Below are 15,461 nucleotides of genomic sequence, written 5' to 3' on the forward strand. Positions count from 1 at the left end.
CCTTGCAAAATAGATATTCTTCACCTGCTTCCGCCCCTGGGCTTCAGTCTCAGGGCCCGCTTCTCCACAAAGTGCCAAGACGCATAGGCCAGCACCACTGCTATGGGGATCGATATGAATGTGTTCGTGAATGGAGACATGCCCGGCGCCCCGAAATGATAGACCGTCTGCTGCACCACAAAACCGTATAGGTAGATGCCATATGAAGGGTCGCCCCAACGGCCGGCCCTGTAGATGACCGGAGAGGCGATTGTGGCCAGCGAAAGAACGCAGTACGGAACGATCACGTAGAGCAGGAGCTCGGTCGAAACCGCCCCGATTGGCTGCAAGAGCGCAGCCACCACAGCCAGGAAGAGTGCAATTCCGGGGTCAAGAATCGATCCCACGCGCGTAACCCCGACAATGCTCCCGAGGAAGAAGTACGGCGCGACATCGAGCACCGGGGAGAGCGCCGTCCCGTGGAAAACCATGTGGCGCAGCTCGCCACCGCCTCTCAGTAGATAAAGGCTCGAAACGCACAAGCAGATCGTGAAGGCAACCAGCAGTCGATTCGTTCGGTCCAGTCGGGAACAGACGTAGACCAATGGGAAAACAAGATACATCAGGAACTCTACAGGCAGGCTCCACAGGGAGCCGTTCACCGCGTTCGGATATACATTGTTTTCAAAAACTCCAGGAAGAGAGTAGATCGGGTACAGGATCAGGTTGTAGAACAGATATCGCCAGGTATTCGAATTTGAGAAGTACTTGTCCAGGGGCAAAGTCGTAAGCAACGGCCCAAGTATCAATACCGTCAGCAACAGCAGCAGGAGCAGGCCAGGGAAAATACGCAATCCGCGCTTTGCCAGATAGCGAAATGGACTGGGATCGGCAACCCAGCTCTTCGCTACAAGGTAGCCGCTTATCACGAAGAATATCTTCACCGCCAGCGCCTGAATGGAATTCCCGAAGAATCCGATATCAGGAACTCCTCCAAGAGGACGGGCATGCCCGTAGATGACCGCCATGGCGGCAACGATACGCAGGGCGTCGAAATTGTTTTCCCGGTGGTTCGGCGTATTCATGGCTTTTCCAAGGTCCCGGCCTTGTCCGACATCTTGACTACACCGATCCTGCGCATTGGAATCCCGACCAACCCTGTGGCAATGCTGCTTGCCGTGCTGGTCAGCAGGATAGCCTCATGGACCCACTGATGGACTGTATGGCTCTTCTGCGTGCCTTCCGAAACAGCCAGGCTGATGGCATAGACACCGGATGGAAGGATAGGCATCTGGAATTCGAACTCGACCCTGGCCCTGTCGCCTGCAGCCACTCGCATGGGAGAGTCCAGCATGGACAGATACGTATTGTCGCCGAACAGCGGTTGGCCGTTCTTGTCCTTGACCACAAATCCGACGATCAGCTCTAGAATCTCCTGGCTTGCGACGACGTCAACCGAGAGAACCACCAACTCTCCTCCAACCACCCATGACAGGATCGCACCCGATTGATCTCTAAGGGCGGAATCAACGATCTGGGCTCCACCCGCCCCAAAATCATGCAATGCCGCGAACTCGCGGATCTCCAGGTCGTTGCGCAAGTTCGAATTGACAACAAGTTCGCGCCTGGGATCCAGCCTGATCTCTTCGGAAGAAGCGCCCCTGGCCTCGCTTGCACTCCCGATAATGGCCTCGACCACTTGTTGCTGCCTGTAAAGATCCGCCAGATAGGCCTCCGCAATCCTCTTGGGGTCCGAGTCCAGATTGACGCGACCATCGACGAGCCAAATGGCCCGGTCGCAAAGCGCGGTAATGGCACCCATGTCGTGGCTTACGAAGAGCAGCGTGCCTCCACCATCACGGAACGCGCGCAGGTATCGCATGCATTTCTGGACGAAATAGGCATCGCCGACCGCCAGGGCTTCGTCGATTACCAGTATGTCCGCGTCGACATGGGCGATCACGGCAAACGCCAAACGGGTGAACATGCCACTCGAGTACGTCTTGACTGGCTGATCGATATGATCGCCGATGTCTGCGAAAGCGATGATGGAATCCCTCCTGTTATCCAGATCATCGGCATCCAGCCCATATATCTGCGCGCAGAGATCTATGTTCTCCCTTCCATTCAGCTCCGGATTGAATCCGGCGCCCAGTTCCAGCAGGGCAGCAACCCGGCCACTGACCGCAACGGTACCGGAACTCGGCAACAGCGTTCCGCATATCACGCTCAATAGAGTCGATTTTCCGGAGCCATTTCGCCCCACTACGCCAACCGTCTCCCCGCGCGAAACCTTGAAACTCACGTCGTCCAGCGCGACATGTTCCCGATAGAACCGCTGATGCCCCCGGAAGAGCATGTGCCACAACCGGCTCGAAGGCTTGTCGAATATCCGGTACGCCTTCCGAAGATTCGATATTTCAATCGTGGAGTCCTCACAAGACATCGGCAAATCCCTGTTTTGTCCGCATGAACCACCACCTTCCCGCCAGCATGCAGGCGATGGATACAACCGAATAAGCCAGCACCATGCCCCAATCCGGTCCAATTCCTGAAACCACGATCGCCCTGGCCTGCTCGATTGGGACCGTCAGTGGATTCAAATAGAGAAAGGGGCGGTAACGCTCCGGGACCATCGTCAACGGATAGAAAACAGGACTGAGAAACATCATCAACGTCAGAACAAGCGGAACGACTTGCTGCACATCTCGCAGATAAACGGCAATCGATGAAACGAACCAGGAAATCCCCAGCATGCACGGGATCATTGCCCCAAGAACCAACGGCATATATATCCAGGTACCTGGTACTCCGCCCGTCATGATCAGCTGGCCAAAGAAAAGCACCGCCAACGCGATTGCCAGATGAAACAGCGCTGTGGCAACTGTGACCGCAGACAGCACTTCCAGCGGAAATACCACCTTCTTCACGTAAGTTCCGTTCGCGAGCACAAGCCCGGGAGCCCGTCCCATTACTTCGGAAAAAAAGAGATACACCACCAGGCCGATGAACAGGACTACCGGCAACTGTCCCACGGAGACCCCCTCCCAGCGCGCACCCAGGACCTTGCCCAGCACGAACCAGTAGGCGCCCAGCAACGAAAGGGGGGTGGCGATAGCCCAGACGATGCCGAACACCGATCCCTCATAACGTGCCCGAATATCGCGCTGAACCAGTTTCCCAAGGAGTACCTTGTTTCTCCAAAGCCCCGAGTTCATTCGCCGCGGTCCCTCGATCCAGCACGTGCGAACGCAGCCTGGAGATCTCTCCTCAGATCCCCCACATCCTCCACCCCCACACTCAACCGTACCAACGCATCGGACAACCCCAACCGCTCCCGCCTCTCCACCGGCACCGACGCATGCGTCATCACCGCCGGATGGTTGACCAGGCTCTCCACCCCGCCCAGCGACTCGGCCAGGGTGAACAGTTCGGTCCTCTCGCAGAACCGCTTCGCCGCCTCGAACCCGCCCTTGAGCACGACCGAGACGATGCCGCCGAAGCCGTGCATCTGCCGCGCCGCCAATGCATGCTGCGGGTGCGAGGCCAGGCCGGGGTAGATCGCCTTCTCCACCGCCGGCTGGGTTTCCAGCCACTGCGCCAGCGCCAGCGCGTTCTCGTTGTGCGCGCGCATCCGCAGCGGCAGGGTCTTGGCCCCGCGCAACGCCAGGAAACTGTCGAACGGCCCCTGCACCGCGCCGACCGAGTTCTGCAGGAACGCCATCTTCTCGGCCAGTTCCGCGTCCTCGCCAACCACCACGATCCCGCCGACCATGTCCGAATGGCCGTTGAGGTACTTGGTCGCCGAATGCATCACCAGGTGCGCGCCCAGCTCCAGCGGGCGCTGCACGACCGGCGAGGCGAAGGTGTTGTCGACCACCACCCGCAGGCCGCGCTTGCGCGCGATCTCCGCCACCGCGGCGATGTCGACGATCTTGAGCATCGGGTTGGTCGGGGTCTCGATCCAGACCATCTTCGTCTTCGGCCCGATCGCGGCCTCGAACGCGGCCAGGTCGCTCAGGTCGACGAAACTGAAACCCAGCCCGGCGCTGCGCCGGCGCACGCGCTCGAACAGGCGGTAGCTGCCGCCGTACAGGTCGTCCATGGCGATCACGTGATCGCCGCTGTCCAGCAGTTCCAGCACGGTGGAGGTGGCGGCCAGGCCTGAGGCGAAGGCGAAGCCGCGGCTGCCGCCCTCGAGCGTGGCCACGCAGCGCTCCCAGGCGAAGCGGGTCGGGTTGTGGGTGCGCGAGTACTCGAAGCCCTGGTGCACGCCGGGGCTGGACTGGGCGTAGGTCGAGGTGGCGTAGATCGGCTGCATCACCGCCCCGGTGCTCGGGTCGGGCGCCTGGCCGCCATGGATCGCCAGGGTGGCCAGCGCCAGGCGGCGGCCGGGCTGGCCGGCTGGGGGGGTGTGATCCGACATCTCGGCGCTCTCCGGGGGACCGCGAATTCTACCAATCCGGGCCGGGGAGCGCCCTGAACAGCCCGGTCACTACCAGGGAGCCGAACCCTGGAAGGGGCGATGCCGGGCTTTGGCGGATCGCACGAATCGTCCATACAATGTATGGACAGTTGGGACAATGTATGGACAGTTGGGCCAAAAAAGGGGGAACTCTCCTTACTACGGGCACTGACCGACATGAAAGCCGAGTACGACCTCTCCAGCATGAAGTCCCGCAGGAACCCCTATGCGGCCAAGCTCAAGAAACCCGTCTCCATGCGTCTTTCCGAAGACGTGGTGGAGTACTTCAAGGGCATGGCCAGCGAGGCGGGCGTTCCGTATCAGAACCTGATCAACCTGTATCTGCGCGACTGCGTCATGAAGCACCGCAAGGTGCGGATCGACTGGCCGAGCGGAAAGACCTGACGATTTACGCCGCCCGCGCACCCAGCGGCACGTGGATTTCCAGTTCGTCGAACGGTGCGAACACCTTTTCGCCGTCACGCTCCACCAGTCCCAGCGCCATCAGCCGCTGCACGTCGCCATGCACGTTGCTGTAGTTCCTTCCCAGTGCCTTGGCGAGCGCATAGATGCTCTGCGCTCCCTCGCGCCGCAGCGTTTCCAACGTACGCAGGCGTTCGGCTGTGAGTTCGGCGAACACCTGTGCGGCGCTCTCGAAGCCGATACGGAAATCCGCCGTCTCGACCTTTCCGGTCGCCAGCGAGCGGGCGGCCGCCACGGCGCGGCGGTGCATGTCGGCATTGCTTGCGATTTCGATGATGGCTTTCATGGCTCACTCCTGCGTCAATCGGACGATGTCGGCCTGGAAATCCTCGAGCAGCGCTTCCAGCGTGGTGAAGACGTACGGTTCTTCACGTTCGCCATAGTGGCGGTGGTCGCCCTTGCCGGCCTCGTTGTCGTAGCGCACCAGGCATTGCGCCGCATCGCCGCAGAACAGGCTGTATTTCAGTCCATGTGGACGCTCCGCGCTGGCTTCTGGCAAAACCCAGACCTTGCGCTGGACTATCCAGCGACCCGTCAGCACCTTGGAATGGATGATGAGCGTTGCGCCTCCCATATATTGCATTGTATGCAATATATGGTTCTACACGCAACACCCCCTCACGCCACCCGCCGCCGCAGGTAATTCAACAGGTCGATCCGGGTAATCAGCCCCAGGAACTTCTCCCCGTCCATCACGATCGCCACCTGGCCGCGGTCGAACACCGGCAGCAGCGCCTCGATCGGTGACTTCACGTCCAGCTTCTCCAGCTTGCTGACCATCGCCACCGAGACCGGGTCGCGGAAGCGGGCCTCGTCGCCGTAGACGTGCAGCAGCACGTCGCTCTCGTCGATGATGCCGGCCAGGTGTTCGCCGTCCATCACCGGCAGCTGGGAGACGTCGTACAGCTTCATCCGCTGGTAGGCGGTGGTCAGCAGGTCGTTCGGCCCGACCACCACGGTGTCGCGCTGGCTGTAGGGGCGCAGGATCAGGTCGCGCAGGTCGCCGTGCTGCGGGCGCTCGAGGAAGCCGTTGTCGAGCATCCAGTAGTCGTTGTACATCTTCGACAGGTACTTGTTGCCGGTGTCCGGCACCAGCACCACGACCTTCTTCGGCTCGGTCTGCTCGCGGCAGTACTTCAGCGCCGCGGCCAGCAGGGTGCCGGTCGAGGAGCCGCCGAGGACGCCCTCCCTGGCCAGCAGCTCGCGCGCGGTGTGGAAGCTCTCCGCATCGCTGATCGCGTAGGCCTTCTTGACCCGGCTGAAATCCGAGATCGACGGCAGGAAGTCCTCGCCGATGCCCTCCACCAGCCAGCTGCCCGACTTGTCGTCGAGCACGCCCTCGTTGATGTAGCGGGCCAGGATCGAGCCGACCGGATCGGCGAGCACCAGTTCCACCTGCGGTGCGCGTTCGGCGAAGCAGCGCGACAGGCCGGTCATGGTCCCCGAGCTGCCGCAGCCGAACACGATCGCGTCGAATCCGCCGGCTCCGGCCATCTGTTCGATGATCTCCGGGCCGGTGCCGGTCTCGTGCGCGACCGGGTTGTCGGGGTTGCCGAACTGGTTGATGAAGTACGCGCCGGGGGTATCGGCGGCGATCTTCGCGGCCAGGTCCTGGTAGTACTCCGGATGGCCCTTGGCCACGTCCGAGCGGGTCAGCACCACCTCGGCGCCCATCGCCTTGAGGTTGAAGATCTTCTCCCGGCTCATCTTGTCCGGGACCACCAGGACCAGCTTGTAGCCCTTCTGCTGGGCGACCAGGGCCAGGCCGATGCCGGTGTTGCCGGCGGTGCCCTCGACCAGGGTGGCGCCGGGCTTCAGTTCGCCGCGACGCTCGGCCGCCTCGATCATCGACAGGCCGATGCGGTCCTTGATCGAACCACCGGGGTTGGCGCTCTCCAGCTTCAGGTACAGCTCGCACACGCCGGTATCCAGGCGGCGCGCCTTGATCATGGGGGTGCGCCCGATCAGTTCGAGCACGGAATCGTGCAGGGCCATCGTCGATCCGGTGACAGGCCGCGTTGCGCGGCGGAACCGGGATTATCGGCCGGAAACGTCCCGTTCGAAACCGCCCGGGGCATCGCCGGGGAGGTGGCCAGGCACGTGCCCTGGCCCGGGTACCGGAAACCATCCGGTTGCCGCGATGCGCGGCCAGGCGGCGTGGACGGCCAGGCGGCGTGGACGGCGAAGTGACGTGGGCGGTGGCGACCGACGAGGATGGCCGCCACCGCCCACGGCATGAACCGTGGACCGGGTCAGTGCGCCCGGTCGTACATGCGCAGCAGCTTCTCCTTGGCGTGCAGTTTCTCGCGCTTCATCTGGCCGAGGGTGACGTCATCGATCGGCAGCACCCCGAGTTCGGCATCCATCACTTTCTTGTCCAGCGTACGGTGTCGCTGGTAGAGCTGCCTGAATTCGGGGTCGCGCTTCATCAGCGCATCGATCTCGGCCTGCGGTTGCCCTTCGAACATGTCTGCACCTCTCTGGGGTCTGCGCGCGTCCCTGCGGGGGATGCCGGCCGCCCGGCCGGCCCTGGAATGCAAACGCCCCGGGCCTTGCGGTCCGGGGCGTCGCTTGTTCGGAGCATCGTGGTGCGCGGGGGCCGTCGTGCCACCGGAGTCCTCCGCGCGGGCCGGCCGTGGCCCGTCGGCGATCTCCTGTGGAACGGAAAACGGCTGCATCGGCAGGGTGCTCCGGTCAGCCAGATGGAACAAGCACCACCTGGGTATCCGACCCTACTCCCCTCCCCAGGGGCCGGCAAGCGACCGGGCAAGCCCTTGATCCACAAGGGATGCTGCAGCGCGGCAAGTGGCCGGCAGGGACCGGTGGAGACCCTTGGAATGTCGTGTAACTTATTGATGTAACTCGATTTTTGGCGGCGCAAAACCGCTGCATGGAGCGGGACTCTCGCCGCAGGGGCGCCGCAGGGGCGCCGCGGCTACGGCGCCACCACCACTTCGGCGGCCTTCTTCGCGCTCCCGGCAGCGGCCTTGCCGTTCGCCTGCACCTGCGCGGCCGGCACGCCACCGGCCACCAACGCCGCCTTCAGCGCGTTGGCGCGAGCCTGGGCGAGCTTGACGTCCTTCGCGAACGCTTCCACCCGGATCCTGCCGCGCTTGCCGATCTGCAGGTAGGCGGCCAGTGCGCTGGCGGCGGCCTTGCCGTCGCCGCTGAGCGCGCCCTGCACGAACGCGGTGGCCGGCAGGGCGAAGGCTTCGCCGCGCGCGTCGAAGGTCGATGCCGGCAGCTTCGCGCCCGACACCAGTTCGGCCTCCTGCCGTGCCAGCGCGGCCTCCTTGCGCCGCGCCGCGCTCAGTTGCGTGGCCTGCCTGCCGGTGGCCGACGTCAGCGCCTGCTCGACGTCGCTGCGCGCGGCGGCCTCGGCCTCGGCGGCCAGGCGCAGGCGCTCGGTTTCCTCGGCCTGGATCTGCGACTGGATGCGCAGCAGTTCGGCTTCCTGCCGCGCACGCTCGGCCTCGCGGCGGCTGGCCTGCAGCAGCAGGTCGCTGCGCTGCAGGTCCAGGCCCGCCAGCTCGCGCTTCGCCGATTCGGCAGCCGCCGCGGTCTCGGCGATCTCCACCCGGCGCTCGGCCACGTACAGTGCGCCGGGCCTTTCGCTGCGCCGGGCATCGTCCAGGCTGGTGATGGCCTGGCGCGCCTCGAGCTGCTCGTAAGCGGCGAGGCGGCCGAGGGTCGGGTCGGCCTGCAGCGCATCCAGCCGCGCCTGCAGGCGCAGCACGTCGGGATCGTCGGCGGCCAGGACCAGAGCCGGCGCGATGGCCAGCAGCAATGCGGCAAGGGCGAAGCCACGTGGGCGCAGGCTCATGGCGTGCCCTCCTGCGGCAGGCCCAGGGTCTGGCGCAGGCCGGCGATCTCGTCGCGGCGCTGCTGCAGGGCCGCGTCGGCCTGCGCGCGGTCGCTGCGGACCCGGGCCAGGTCGGCGTCGGCGGCGGCCTGGCGGGCCAGCACGTCGGCTTCGCGGCGCTCGGACCGGCTGCGCGACAGCGCCCCGGCCTGGGCCTGGATCAATGCCCGCTGGGCCGAATCGAGCAGGTCCGGGGCGTAGTGGTCGGCGTCGGCCTCCTGCGCCTTCTGCACCGCCGCCTGCGCACGAAGCAGGTCCGGCGAGGCGACCTGCGCCTGGGCTGTGACGGCCAGCCCGGATGCGATGGCCAGCGCATACAGGCGTCGGCGGAAGTGTGCGAAGCTAGGCTCGTTCATCGGGGGAACGCCGTGTCGAAAGGCCCGGCCATTGTCTGAAGCCTGCGGCGCGCGCGCAACGGCGCCGGACCGCGGGCCGGATTTCGTAAAGCTCGCAGTGGGGATCTTCGCGCAATGGATATCGGCTACTTCCTCAAGCTCATGACCGAGAAGAACGCCTCGGACATGTTCCTGACCACCGGCGCGCCGGTCTACATCAAGATCGAAGGCAAGCTCTACCCGCTGGGCAACACCGGGTTGCCGCCCGGCATGGTCAAGAAGATCGCCTACTCGCTGATGGACGAGGGCCAGGTGCCGCAGTTCGAGCGGGAACTCGAGCTCAACATGGCCATCGCCCTGGCCGACGCCGGCCGCTTCCGCGTCAACGTGTTCAAGCAGCGCGGCGAGGTGGGCATGGTGATCCGCGCGATCCGCAGCGTGATCCCGGGCATCGAGGAACTGAACCTGCCCGACGTGCTCAAGGACATCATCATGACCCCGCGCGGGCTGGTGCTGCTGGTCGGCTCCACCGGCTCGGGCAAGTCGACTTCGCTGGCGTCGATGATCGACTACCGCAACAGCAACATGACCGGGCATATCCTCACCATCGAGGACCCGATCGAGTACCTGCACAAGCACAAGAAGTCGATCGTCAACCAGCGCGAGGTCGGCCTGGACACGCACGCCTTCCACAACGCGCTGAAGAACGCCATGCGCGAGGCGCCGGACGTGATCCTGATCGGCGAGATCCTGGACGCGACCACGATGGAAGCAGCGATCGCCTTCGCCGAGACCGGCCACCTGTGCCTGGCCACGCTGCACTCCAACAACGCCGACCAGACCATCGAGCGCATCCTCAACTTCTTCCCCGAGAGCGCGCACAAGAACGTGCTGATGAACCTGGCGCTGAACCTGCGCGCGGTGGTTTCGCTGCGCCTGGTCAAGGGCGTGGACGAGCGCCGCCTGCCGGCCACCGAGGTGCTGATCAACACGCCGATGATCCGCGACCTGCTGCGCCGCGGCCAGGTGCACGAGATCAAGGCGGCGATGGAAGGCTCGCTGGAGGAAGGCATGCAGAGCTTCGACCAGTGCCTGTTCCGGATGGTCAAGCAGGGCCGGATCGAGCAGGAGGAAGCGCTGCGCGCGGCCGACTCGCGCGACGGCCTGGCGCTGAAGTTCCGCCTGTCCGAGGGCGCCAGCGAAGAGCACGACCCCTACGCCGACGTGAACGCGGTGCCGGCCTCGCCGACGATCAGCCACGGCTTCATCTGACCAGCAAAAAAGGAGCAAAAAGGGGACGGAGGCAATTAAGCGCAGAGCGCTTAATTGCCTCCGTCCCCTTTTTTTACTTCTTTAGCGCGGCGCGTCCGGCTGGGCTTCGGGGGCGGCGATGCGGAAAGCCGGCAGAGCCAGGCAGGCCTGTTCGATCCGGGCCAGGGTCGGCCACTGCGCCACGTCCAGGCCGAAGCGGCGCGCGTTGAACAGCTGCGGCACCAGGCAGCAGTCGGCCAGCCCGGGCACGTTGCCGTGGCAGAACGTGCCGGTGGCCGGGTCCTCGGCCACCAGCGCCTCGAATGCGGCCAGGCCGTCGACGATCCAGTGCCGCACCCATTCGTCGCGCTCGGCCTGCGGCACATTCCACTGGCCTTCGAAGAACTGCAGCACGCGCAGGTTGTTGAGCGGGTGGATGTCGCAGGCCACCAGCAGCGCCAGCGAGCGCACCCGGCCGCGTTCGCGGGCGGTGTCCGGCAGCAGCGGCGTGCCCGCTTCCGGCCACACCTCCTCCAGGTACTCCATGATCGCCAGCGACTGGCGCACCGCGCGGCGCCCGTGCAGCAGCAGCGGCACCAGCTGCTGCGGGTTGAGCGCGATGTAGTCGGCGGCATGCTGCCGGCCGCCGTCCTTGAGCAGGTGCACCGGCACGGTCTCGTAGGCGAGCCCCTTCAGCGCCAGGGCAATACGCACGCGGTAGGCGGCGCTCGAGCGCCAGTAGGAATACAGGTGCAGACCTTCGTCCATGCCACGCCTCCGCCCGGCGTCCGGTTCCCCAGCGCGCACGATAGCGCGCCGCGCCGGTATCGCCACTCCCGCCGGTCGCGCGGCGGGCGCCGCCCGCCGGCTCAGTCCTGCCCGGGCAGGGGCTGGCGCTCGATCCGCTGCTCGATCGCCCCGAACAGGCTGCGTCCGTCGCGGTCCAGCATCTCGATCCGGACCCGGTCGCCGAACTTCATGAACGGGGTGCTCGGCCGGCCGTCACGCAGCGCCTCGACGGTGCGCTTCTCGGCGAAACACGAGGCGCCGCGGGACACGTCCTGGTTGGCGATGGTGCCCGAGCCGACGATGGTTCCGGCCGCCAGCGGCCGGGTCTTCGCCGCGTGCGCGACCAGTTGGGCGAAGTCGAACTGCATGTCCTCGCCGGCTTCCGGCGCGCCGAACCATTCGCCATTGATGTGGGTCAGCAGCGGCAGGTGCAGCTTGTTGCCGCGCCAGGCATCGCCCAGCTCGTCGGGTGTCACAAACACCGGCGACAGCGCCGAGCGCGGCTTGGACTGCAGGAAGCCGAAGCCCTTGGCCAGCTCGGCCGGGATCAGGTTGCGCAGCGAGACATCGTTGACCAGGCCGACCAGCTGGATGTGCGCGGCGGCCAGCTCCGGGGTGGCCGCCATCGGCACGTCGTCGGTGACCACCACGATCTCCGCTTCCAGGTCGATGCCGTGGTCCTCGCTGGTCACCCGCACCGGATCGCGCGGACCCAGGAAGCCGGCGCTGGTGGCCTGGTACATCAGCGGGTCGCTGTAGAAGCTCTCCGGCACTTCGGCGCCGCGGCGCGGCGCCCGCGCTCGACGTGCGGCAGGTAGGCGCTGCCGTCGACGAACTCGTAGGCGCGCGGCAGCGGCGCGGCCAGGGCTTCGGCCTCGAGGTCGAACGCGCCGGCGGCGCTGCCGGCCTCGAGCGCTTCGGCCAGTGCCACCAGCCGCGGCGCGGCGTGCTGCCAGTCGTCCAGGGCCTGCTGCAGGGTCGCGGCGATGCCGGTCGCGCGCACGGCGCGGGCAAGGTCGCGCGACACCACCACCAGGGTGCCGTCGCGGCCGCCTTCCTTGAGGGATCCGAGCTTCATCCGGCTGACTCCTGCTGCTGGGGAGCGCGGATTGTAACGGCTCCGGGGCAATCGTTTCACTGGAAACATTCAAGAGGCCGGGCCGGGGATGGGGATGGCGAAAGCCAGGGGCGAAGGGAAGGCGGCGGTGAGGTGGCGAAGTGGGTCCGCCGTGAGGCCCCCTGCCGCTCATGTCCCCCGGCGCCGGCCTGCGGCCGGCACCTCCTCCTTTACTTCCCGTCAGGGGGCCTCACGGCGAACCCTGCCGGGCGCGCTGGCGCCTCCCTCTGTAGGAGCCCACTTCAGGGGGCGACCCGAGGCGGCTGGATCGCAGGCACGTTCAACGCGAGGGCTTCGGAGGATCCGGTGGTACAAACAGGCACCTTCCAACGTCATCGGGTCGCCCCCTGAAGTGGGCTCCTACAGTCAAGGCAGGCGGCGGGCGGGCGGGGATCGGAGCCCGCGCCCGGCCCGCAACGACGCGAACCGCCAGCGACCTCTCGCACTCCGGATGAACGCCAGCCGTAGCCCCGGAAAGCGCAAACCCCCGCCTTCGCGTAGAATCTGCGCCCTGATTGCCAGCGGCCGTCCGTTTCCCTTCTGGGCCGGCGGCACCGGACACCCTCCGGCGCCCCACCCAATCCGACGCCATTCGCTCCAATCGGGCCGGCAGCACGCCGGCCGTCCCTCCCCTCGCAGCGCGGTTCACGGGAACGCTCCGAGTTCATGGTCCTCACCGACCCGCCCGCCGGCACCCTGCCCGCGGGGCGATGCTATGGAGCTGTCCCGATGTCGTTCGAATCCCTGGGCCTTGCGCCCTTCCTGCTGCGTGCGCTGGCCGAGCAGGGCTACGAAACCCCCACCCCGATCCAGCAGCAGGCCATCCCGCTGGCGCTGGACGGCCACGACCTGCTGGCCGGCGCGCAGACCGGCACCGGCAAGACCGCCGCGTTCGGCCTGCCGCTGCTGCAGCACCTGGGCACCTCGCCGCAGGCCGTCGGCCACGGTCCGCGCAAGCCGCGCGCACTGGTGCTGGCGCCGACCCGCGAGCTGGCCACCCAGGTACATGAAAGCCTGCGCGACTACAGCAAGTACCTGCGCATTCCCAGCGCGGTGATCTACGGCGGCGTGGGCATGGGCAACCAGCTCGACGCGCTGCGCCGCGGCGTGGACCTGGTGATCGCCTGCCCGGGCCGGCTGATCGACCACATCGAGCGCCGCAGCATCGACCTGTCCGGGATCGAGATCCTGGTGCTCGACGAGGCCGACCGCATGCTCGACATGGGCTTCCTGCCCTCGATCAAGCGCATCCTGGCCAAGCTGCCGAAGCAGAACCGCCAGACCCTGCTGTTCTCCGCAACCTTCCCCGAGAGCATCAAGCAGCTGGCCATGGAATTCATGCGCCACCCGCGCGAAGTGCAGGTGACCCCGCAGAACACCGTGGCCGAGACCATCGCCCACCGCGTGCACCCGGTCGACGCCGGCCGCAAGCGCGAGCTGCTGCTGCACCTGCTGGGCCAGGACACGCGGGTGCAGACCCTGGTGTTCGCCAAGACCAAGCACGGCAGCGACAAGCTCACCACGTTCCTGGAGAAGTCCGGGATCCAGGCCGCGGCGATCCACGGCAACAAGAGCCAGGGCCAGCGCCTGCGCGCGCTGGGCGACTTCAAGGCCGGCAAGGTCAAGGTGCTCGTGGCGACCGATATCGCAGCGCGCGGCATCGACATCGACCAGCTGCCGCGGGTGATCAACTTCGACCTGCCGATGGTGGCCGAGGACTACGTGCACCGCATCGGCCGCACCGGCCGCAACGGTTCCAGCGGCGAAGCGCTGTCGCTGGTGTCGCAGGAAGACGCCAAGTACCTGCGCCAGATCGTGCGCCTGCTCGACCGCGACATGGAGATCCGCGACCTGCCCGGCTTCGAGCCGCAGGTGCCGATCCGCTGGGGCAACAGCGCCCCGGGCAAGGCCGAGGTGCCCGGCGGGCAGCGTCCGCCGCGCAAGTCCAGCCACGGCCGCCGGCCGCATGGCGGCGAGGGCCAGCGCCACGCGCACGCCGGCGCCAAGGCGCACGGTGCGCAGCGCGACGGCGCACGCCAGCCCGCGGCCGACGCCGGCCGCGGTCGCCGCAACAACGGCGGGCCGCGCCGCAGCGGCACCCGCTGAGGCGATCCGCCGGCGCGCACGATTGCCGCCGGCACGACGCATGCCGAGAATGCACGCATGGACATCTTCAAGGTCTTCACCCTGGAAGCGGCACACCGCCTGCCCAACGTGCCCGAGGGGCACAAGTGCGCGCGCCTGCACGGGCACTCGTTCCGGGTGGAGATCCACGTGTCCGGCGAGGTCGAGCCGCACAGCGGCTGGGTGATGGATTTCGCCGATATCAAGGCGGCGTTCAAGCCGCTGTACGAGCAGCTCGACCACCACTGCCTCAACGACATCGAAGGCCTGGACAACCCGACCAGCGAACGGCTGGCGCAATGGATCTGGGTGCGGCTCAAGCCGGCACTGCCGTTGCTGAGCGAGGTGGTGGTGCACGAGACCTGCACCTCCGGCTGCCGCTACCGCGGCTGAGGCCGGGGCCGGGGCGGCGTTGGCCGAGGCCGTGCACCCCGGAAGCCAATCGCAAGTGGTTGATTTGTAAACCCCCGATAAATCCCCGGAAAATTCTTTCCGAAAGTTGTTGCAATGCAACATCGCCCCTTGTATGCTGCATCGCACCATCAAGGTAAACCCGAAAACGGAGTCCGCCATGTCCTACCAGTTCAACGACCAGTTCAACGCCTACACCCAGCAGTTCGCTGCCGTGGCCGCACGCGTCAACCGCCTGGCCCTGGAGAACGCCGAGACCGTGTTCGGCGTGCAGCTGCGCACGTTCGAGAAGAACGTCGAGGCCACCACCGCCTACCTGAGCGAGCTCACCGAAGCCCGTGACGTCGAGTCGTACAAGAGCCTGCTGCCGAAGGGCCTGCAGGTTGCCCGCGACAACGCCGAGCGCGTCGCCGCCGCCGGCCAGGAAGTGTTCGGCGTGACCCTCAAGACCTCCGAAGCCCTGGGCGCGCTGGCCAAGAGCCAGTTCGAGGCCGCCACCGACCAGGCCCAGGCCACCGTGGCCAAGGTCGCCAAGGCCGCCACCAAGCGCTGATCCATCGCGCTGTAACGCTTCAATGCTCCAATGGAATTGCGCGGCTCCCTCCCGCCGCGCAGACCCGGACCCGGCAGCCCCCTCCCGCTGCC

At 66.2% G+C, this 15,461-nt stretch carries 16 protein-coding genes and 1 pseudogene; 5 read left to right on the forward strand and 12 right to left on the reverse strand.

Features of this window, described 5'->3' with window-relative positions; genetic code table 11:
- Positions 1-20 precede the first annotated feature (20 nt).
- Genes CSC64_RS08765 through CSC64_RS08780 form a run of 4 tightly spaced genes read right to left on the reverse strand, consistent with a single transcriptional unit; the run spans position 21 to position 4,405 of the window.
- A complete protein-coding gene (locus tag CSC64_RS08765) occupies positions 21-1,064 on the reverse strand; it encodes an acyltransferase family protein (RefSeq protein ID WP_162434941.1) in 1,044 nt (347 codons plus the stop codon).
- The gene (locus CSC64_RS08770) at positions 1,061-2,425 is read right to left on the reverse strand and encodes an ABC transporter ATP-binding protein (RefSeq protein ID WP_162434942.1); all 1,365 of its coding nucleotides are present in this window, start codon (positions 2,423-2,425) and stop codon (positions 1,061-1,063) included. Before CSC64_RS08770 ends, CSC64_RS08765 begins: the two co-directional genes overlap by 4 nt.
- Positions 2,415-3,197: an ABC transporter permease gene (locus tag CSC64_RS08775; RefSeq protein ID WP_162434943.1), complete on the reverse strand. Its 783-nt coding sequence runs from the start codon at positions 3,195-3,197 to the stop codon at positions 2,415-2,417. The genes CSC64_RS08770 and CSC64_RS08775 overlap by 11 nt, the downstream gene beginning before the upstream one ends.
- Positions 3,194-4,405 (reverse strand): cystathionine gamma-synthase, encoded by a 1,212-nt coding sequence (locus CSC64_RS08780; RefSeq protein ID WP_162434944.1) that lies wholly within the window; start codon positions 4,403-4,405, stop codon positions 3,194-3,196. The genes CSC64_RS08775 and CSC64_RS08780 overlap by 4 nt, the downstream gene beginning before the upstream one ends.
- Positions 4,406-4,621: 216 nt before the next feature.
- Here CSC64_RS08780 and CSC64_RS08785 point away from each other — a divergent pair, with 216 nt between their 5' ends.
- The gene (locus CSC64_RS08785) at positions 4,622-4,849 is read left to right on the forward strand and encodes a CopG family antitoxin (RefSeq protein ID WP_162434945.1); all 228 of its coding nucleotides are present in this window, start codon (positions 4,622-4,624) and stop codon (positions 4,847-4,849) included.
- 4 nt (positions 4,850-4,853) lie between these two features.
- Here CSC64_RS08785 and CSC64_RS08790 read toward each other — a convergent pair whose 3' ends face one another.
- The 6 genes from CSC64_RS08790 to CSC64_RS08815 all read right to left on the reverse strand — a co-directional run bounded on the left by CSC64_RS08790 (position 4,854) and on the right by CSC64_RS08815 (position 9,145).
- Positions 4,854-5,213, reverse strand: a complete 360-nt coding sequence (locus CSC64_RS08790) for an HVO_A0114 family putative DNA-binding protein (protein ID WP_162434946.1) — start codon at positions 5,211-5,213, stop codon at positions 4,854-4,856.
- Positions 5,214-5,216: 3 nt separating this feature from the next.
- On the reverse strand, positions 5,217-5,510 hold the full coding sequence (locus tag CSC64_RS08795) for a toxin-antitoxin system TumE family protein (protein ID WP_202922343.1): 294 nt from the start codon (positions 5,508-5,510) through the stop codon (positions 5,217-5,219).
- A gap of 35 nt (positions 5,511-5,545) precedes the next feature.
- Positions 5,546-6,922, reverse strand: a complete 1,377-nt coding sequence (locus CSC64_RS08800; protein WP_162434947.1) for a pyridoxal-phosphate dependent enzyme — start codon at positions 6,920-6,922, stop codon at positions 5,546-5,548.
- Positions 6,923-7,179: 257 nt separating this feature from the next.
- On the reverse strand, positions 7,180-7,395 hold the full coding sequence (locus CSC64_RS08805; protein ID WP_162434948.1) for an HP1242/YdcH family protein: 216 nt from the start codon (positions 7,393-7,395) through the stop codon (positions 7,180-7,182).
- 467 nt (positions 7,396-7,862) lie between these two features.
- Entirely contained in the window at positions 7,863-8,750 is an 888-nt protein-coding gene (locus CSC64_RS08810; RefSeq protein ID WP_162434949.1) for a hypothetical protein, read from the reverse strand.
- Positions 8,747-9,145, reverse strand: coding sequence for a DUF4398 domain-containing protein (locus tag CSC64_RS08815; RefSeq protein ID WP_162434950.1), 399 nt, complete (start codon positions 9,143-9,145; stop codon positions 8,747-8,749). Before CSC64_RS08815 ends, CSC64_RS08810 begins: the two co-directional genes overlap by 4 nt.
- Positions 9,146-9,259: 114 nt before the next feature.
- Here CSC64_RS08815 and CSC64_RS08820 point away from each other — a divergent pair, with 114 nt between their 5' ends.
- Positions 9,260-10,396, forward strand: coding sequence for a PilT/PilU family type 4a pilus ATPase (locus CSC64_RS08820; RefSeq protein ID WP_162434951.1), 1,137 nt, complete (start codon positions 9,260-9,262; stop codon positions 10,394-10,396).
- Positions 10,397-10,477: 81 nt separating this feature from the next.
- Here the strand turns inward: CSC64_RS08820 and maiA are convergent, their stop codons facing one another.
- Positions 10,478-11,143 carry a maleylacetoacetate isomerase gene (maiA, locus tag CSC64_RS08825; RefSeq protein ID WP_162434952.1) on the reverse strand — a complete coding sequence of 222 codons (666 nt, stop codon included), beginning with the start codon at positions 11,141-11,143 and terminating at the stop codon, positions 10,478-10,480.
- 101 nt (positions 11,144-11,244) lie between these two features.
- A pseudogene (locus CSC64_RS08830) lies at positions 11,245-12,242 on the reverse strand (fumarylacetoacetate hydrolase family protein).
- Between the two features lie 768 nt (positions 12,243-13,010).
- Here CSC64_RS08830 and CSC64_RS08835 point away from each other — a divergent pair.
- The 3 genes from CSC64_RS08835 (at position 13,011) to CSC64_RS08845 (ending at position 15,369) form a co-directional block, all read left to right on the forward strand.
- On the forward strand, positions 13,011-14,387 hold the full coding sequence (locus CSC64_RS08835; protein WP_162434953.1) for a DEAD/DEAH box helicase: 1,377 nt from the start codon (positions 13,011-13,013) through the stop codon (positions 14,385-14,387).
- 57 nt (positions 14,388-14,444) lie between these two features.
- Positions 14,445-14,798, forward strand: coding sequence for a 6-carboxytetrahydropterin synthase QueD (gene queD / locus CSC64_RS08840; RefSeq protein ID WP_162434954.1), 354 nt, complete (start codon positions 14,445-14,447; stop codon positions 14,796-14,798).
- Positions 14,799-14,976: 178 nt separating this feature from the next.
- The gene (locus tag CSC64_RS08845) at positions 14,977-15,369 is read left to right on the forward strand and encodes a phasin family protein (RefSeq protein ID WP_162434955.1); all 393 of its coding nucleotides are present in this window, start codon (positions 14,977-14,979) and stop codon (positions 15,367-15,369) included.
- The last annotated feature ends 92 nt before the right edge of the window (positions 15,370-15,461 follow it).

This window comes from Pseudoxanthomonas koreensis (assembly GCF_010093225.1).
Taxonomy (GTDB): Bacteria; Pseudomonadota; Gammaproteobacteria; order Xanthomonadales; family Xanthomonadaceae; genus Pseudoxanthomonas; species Pseudoxanthomonas koreensis.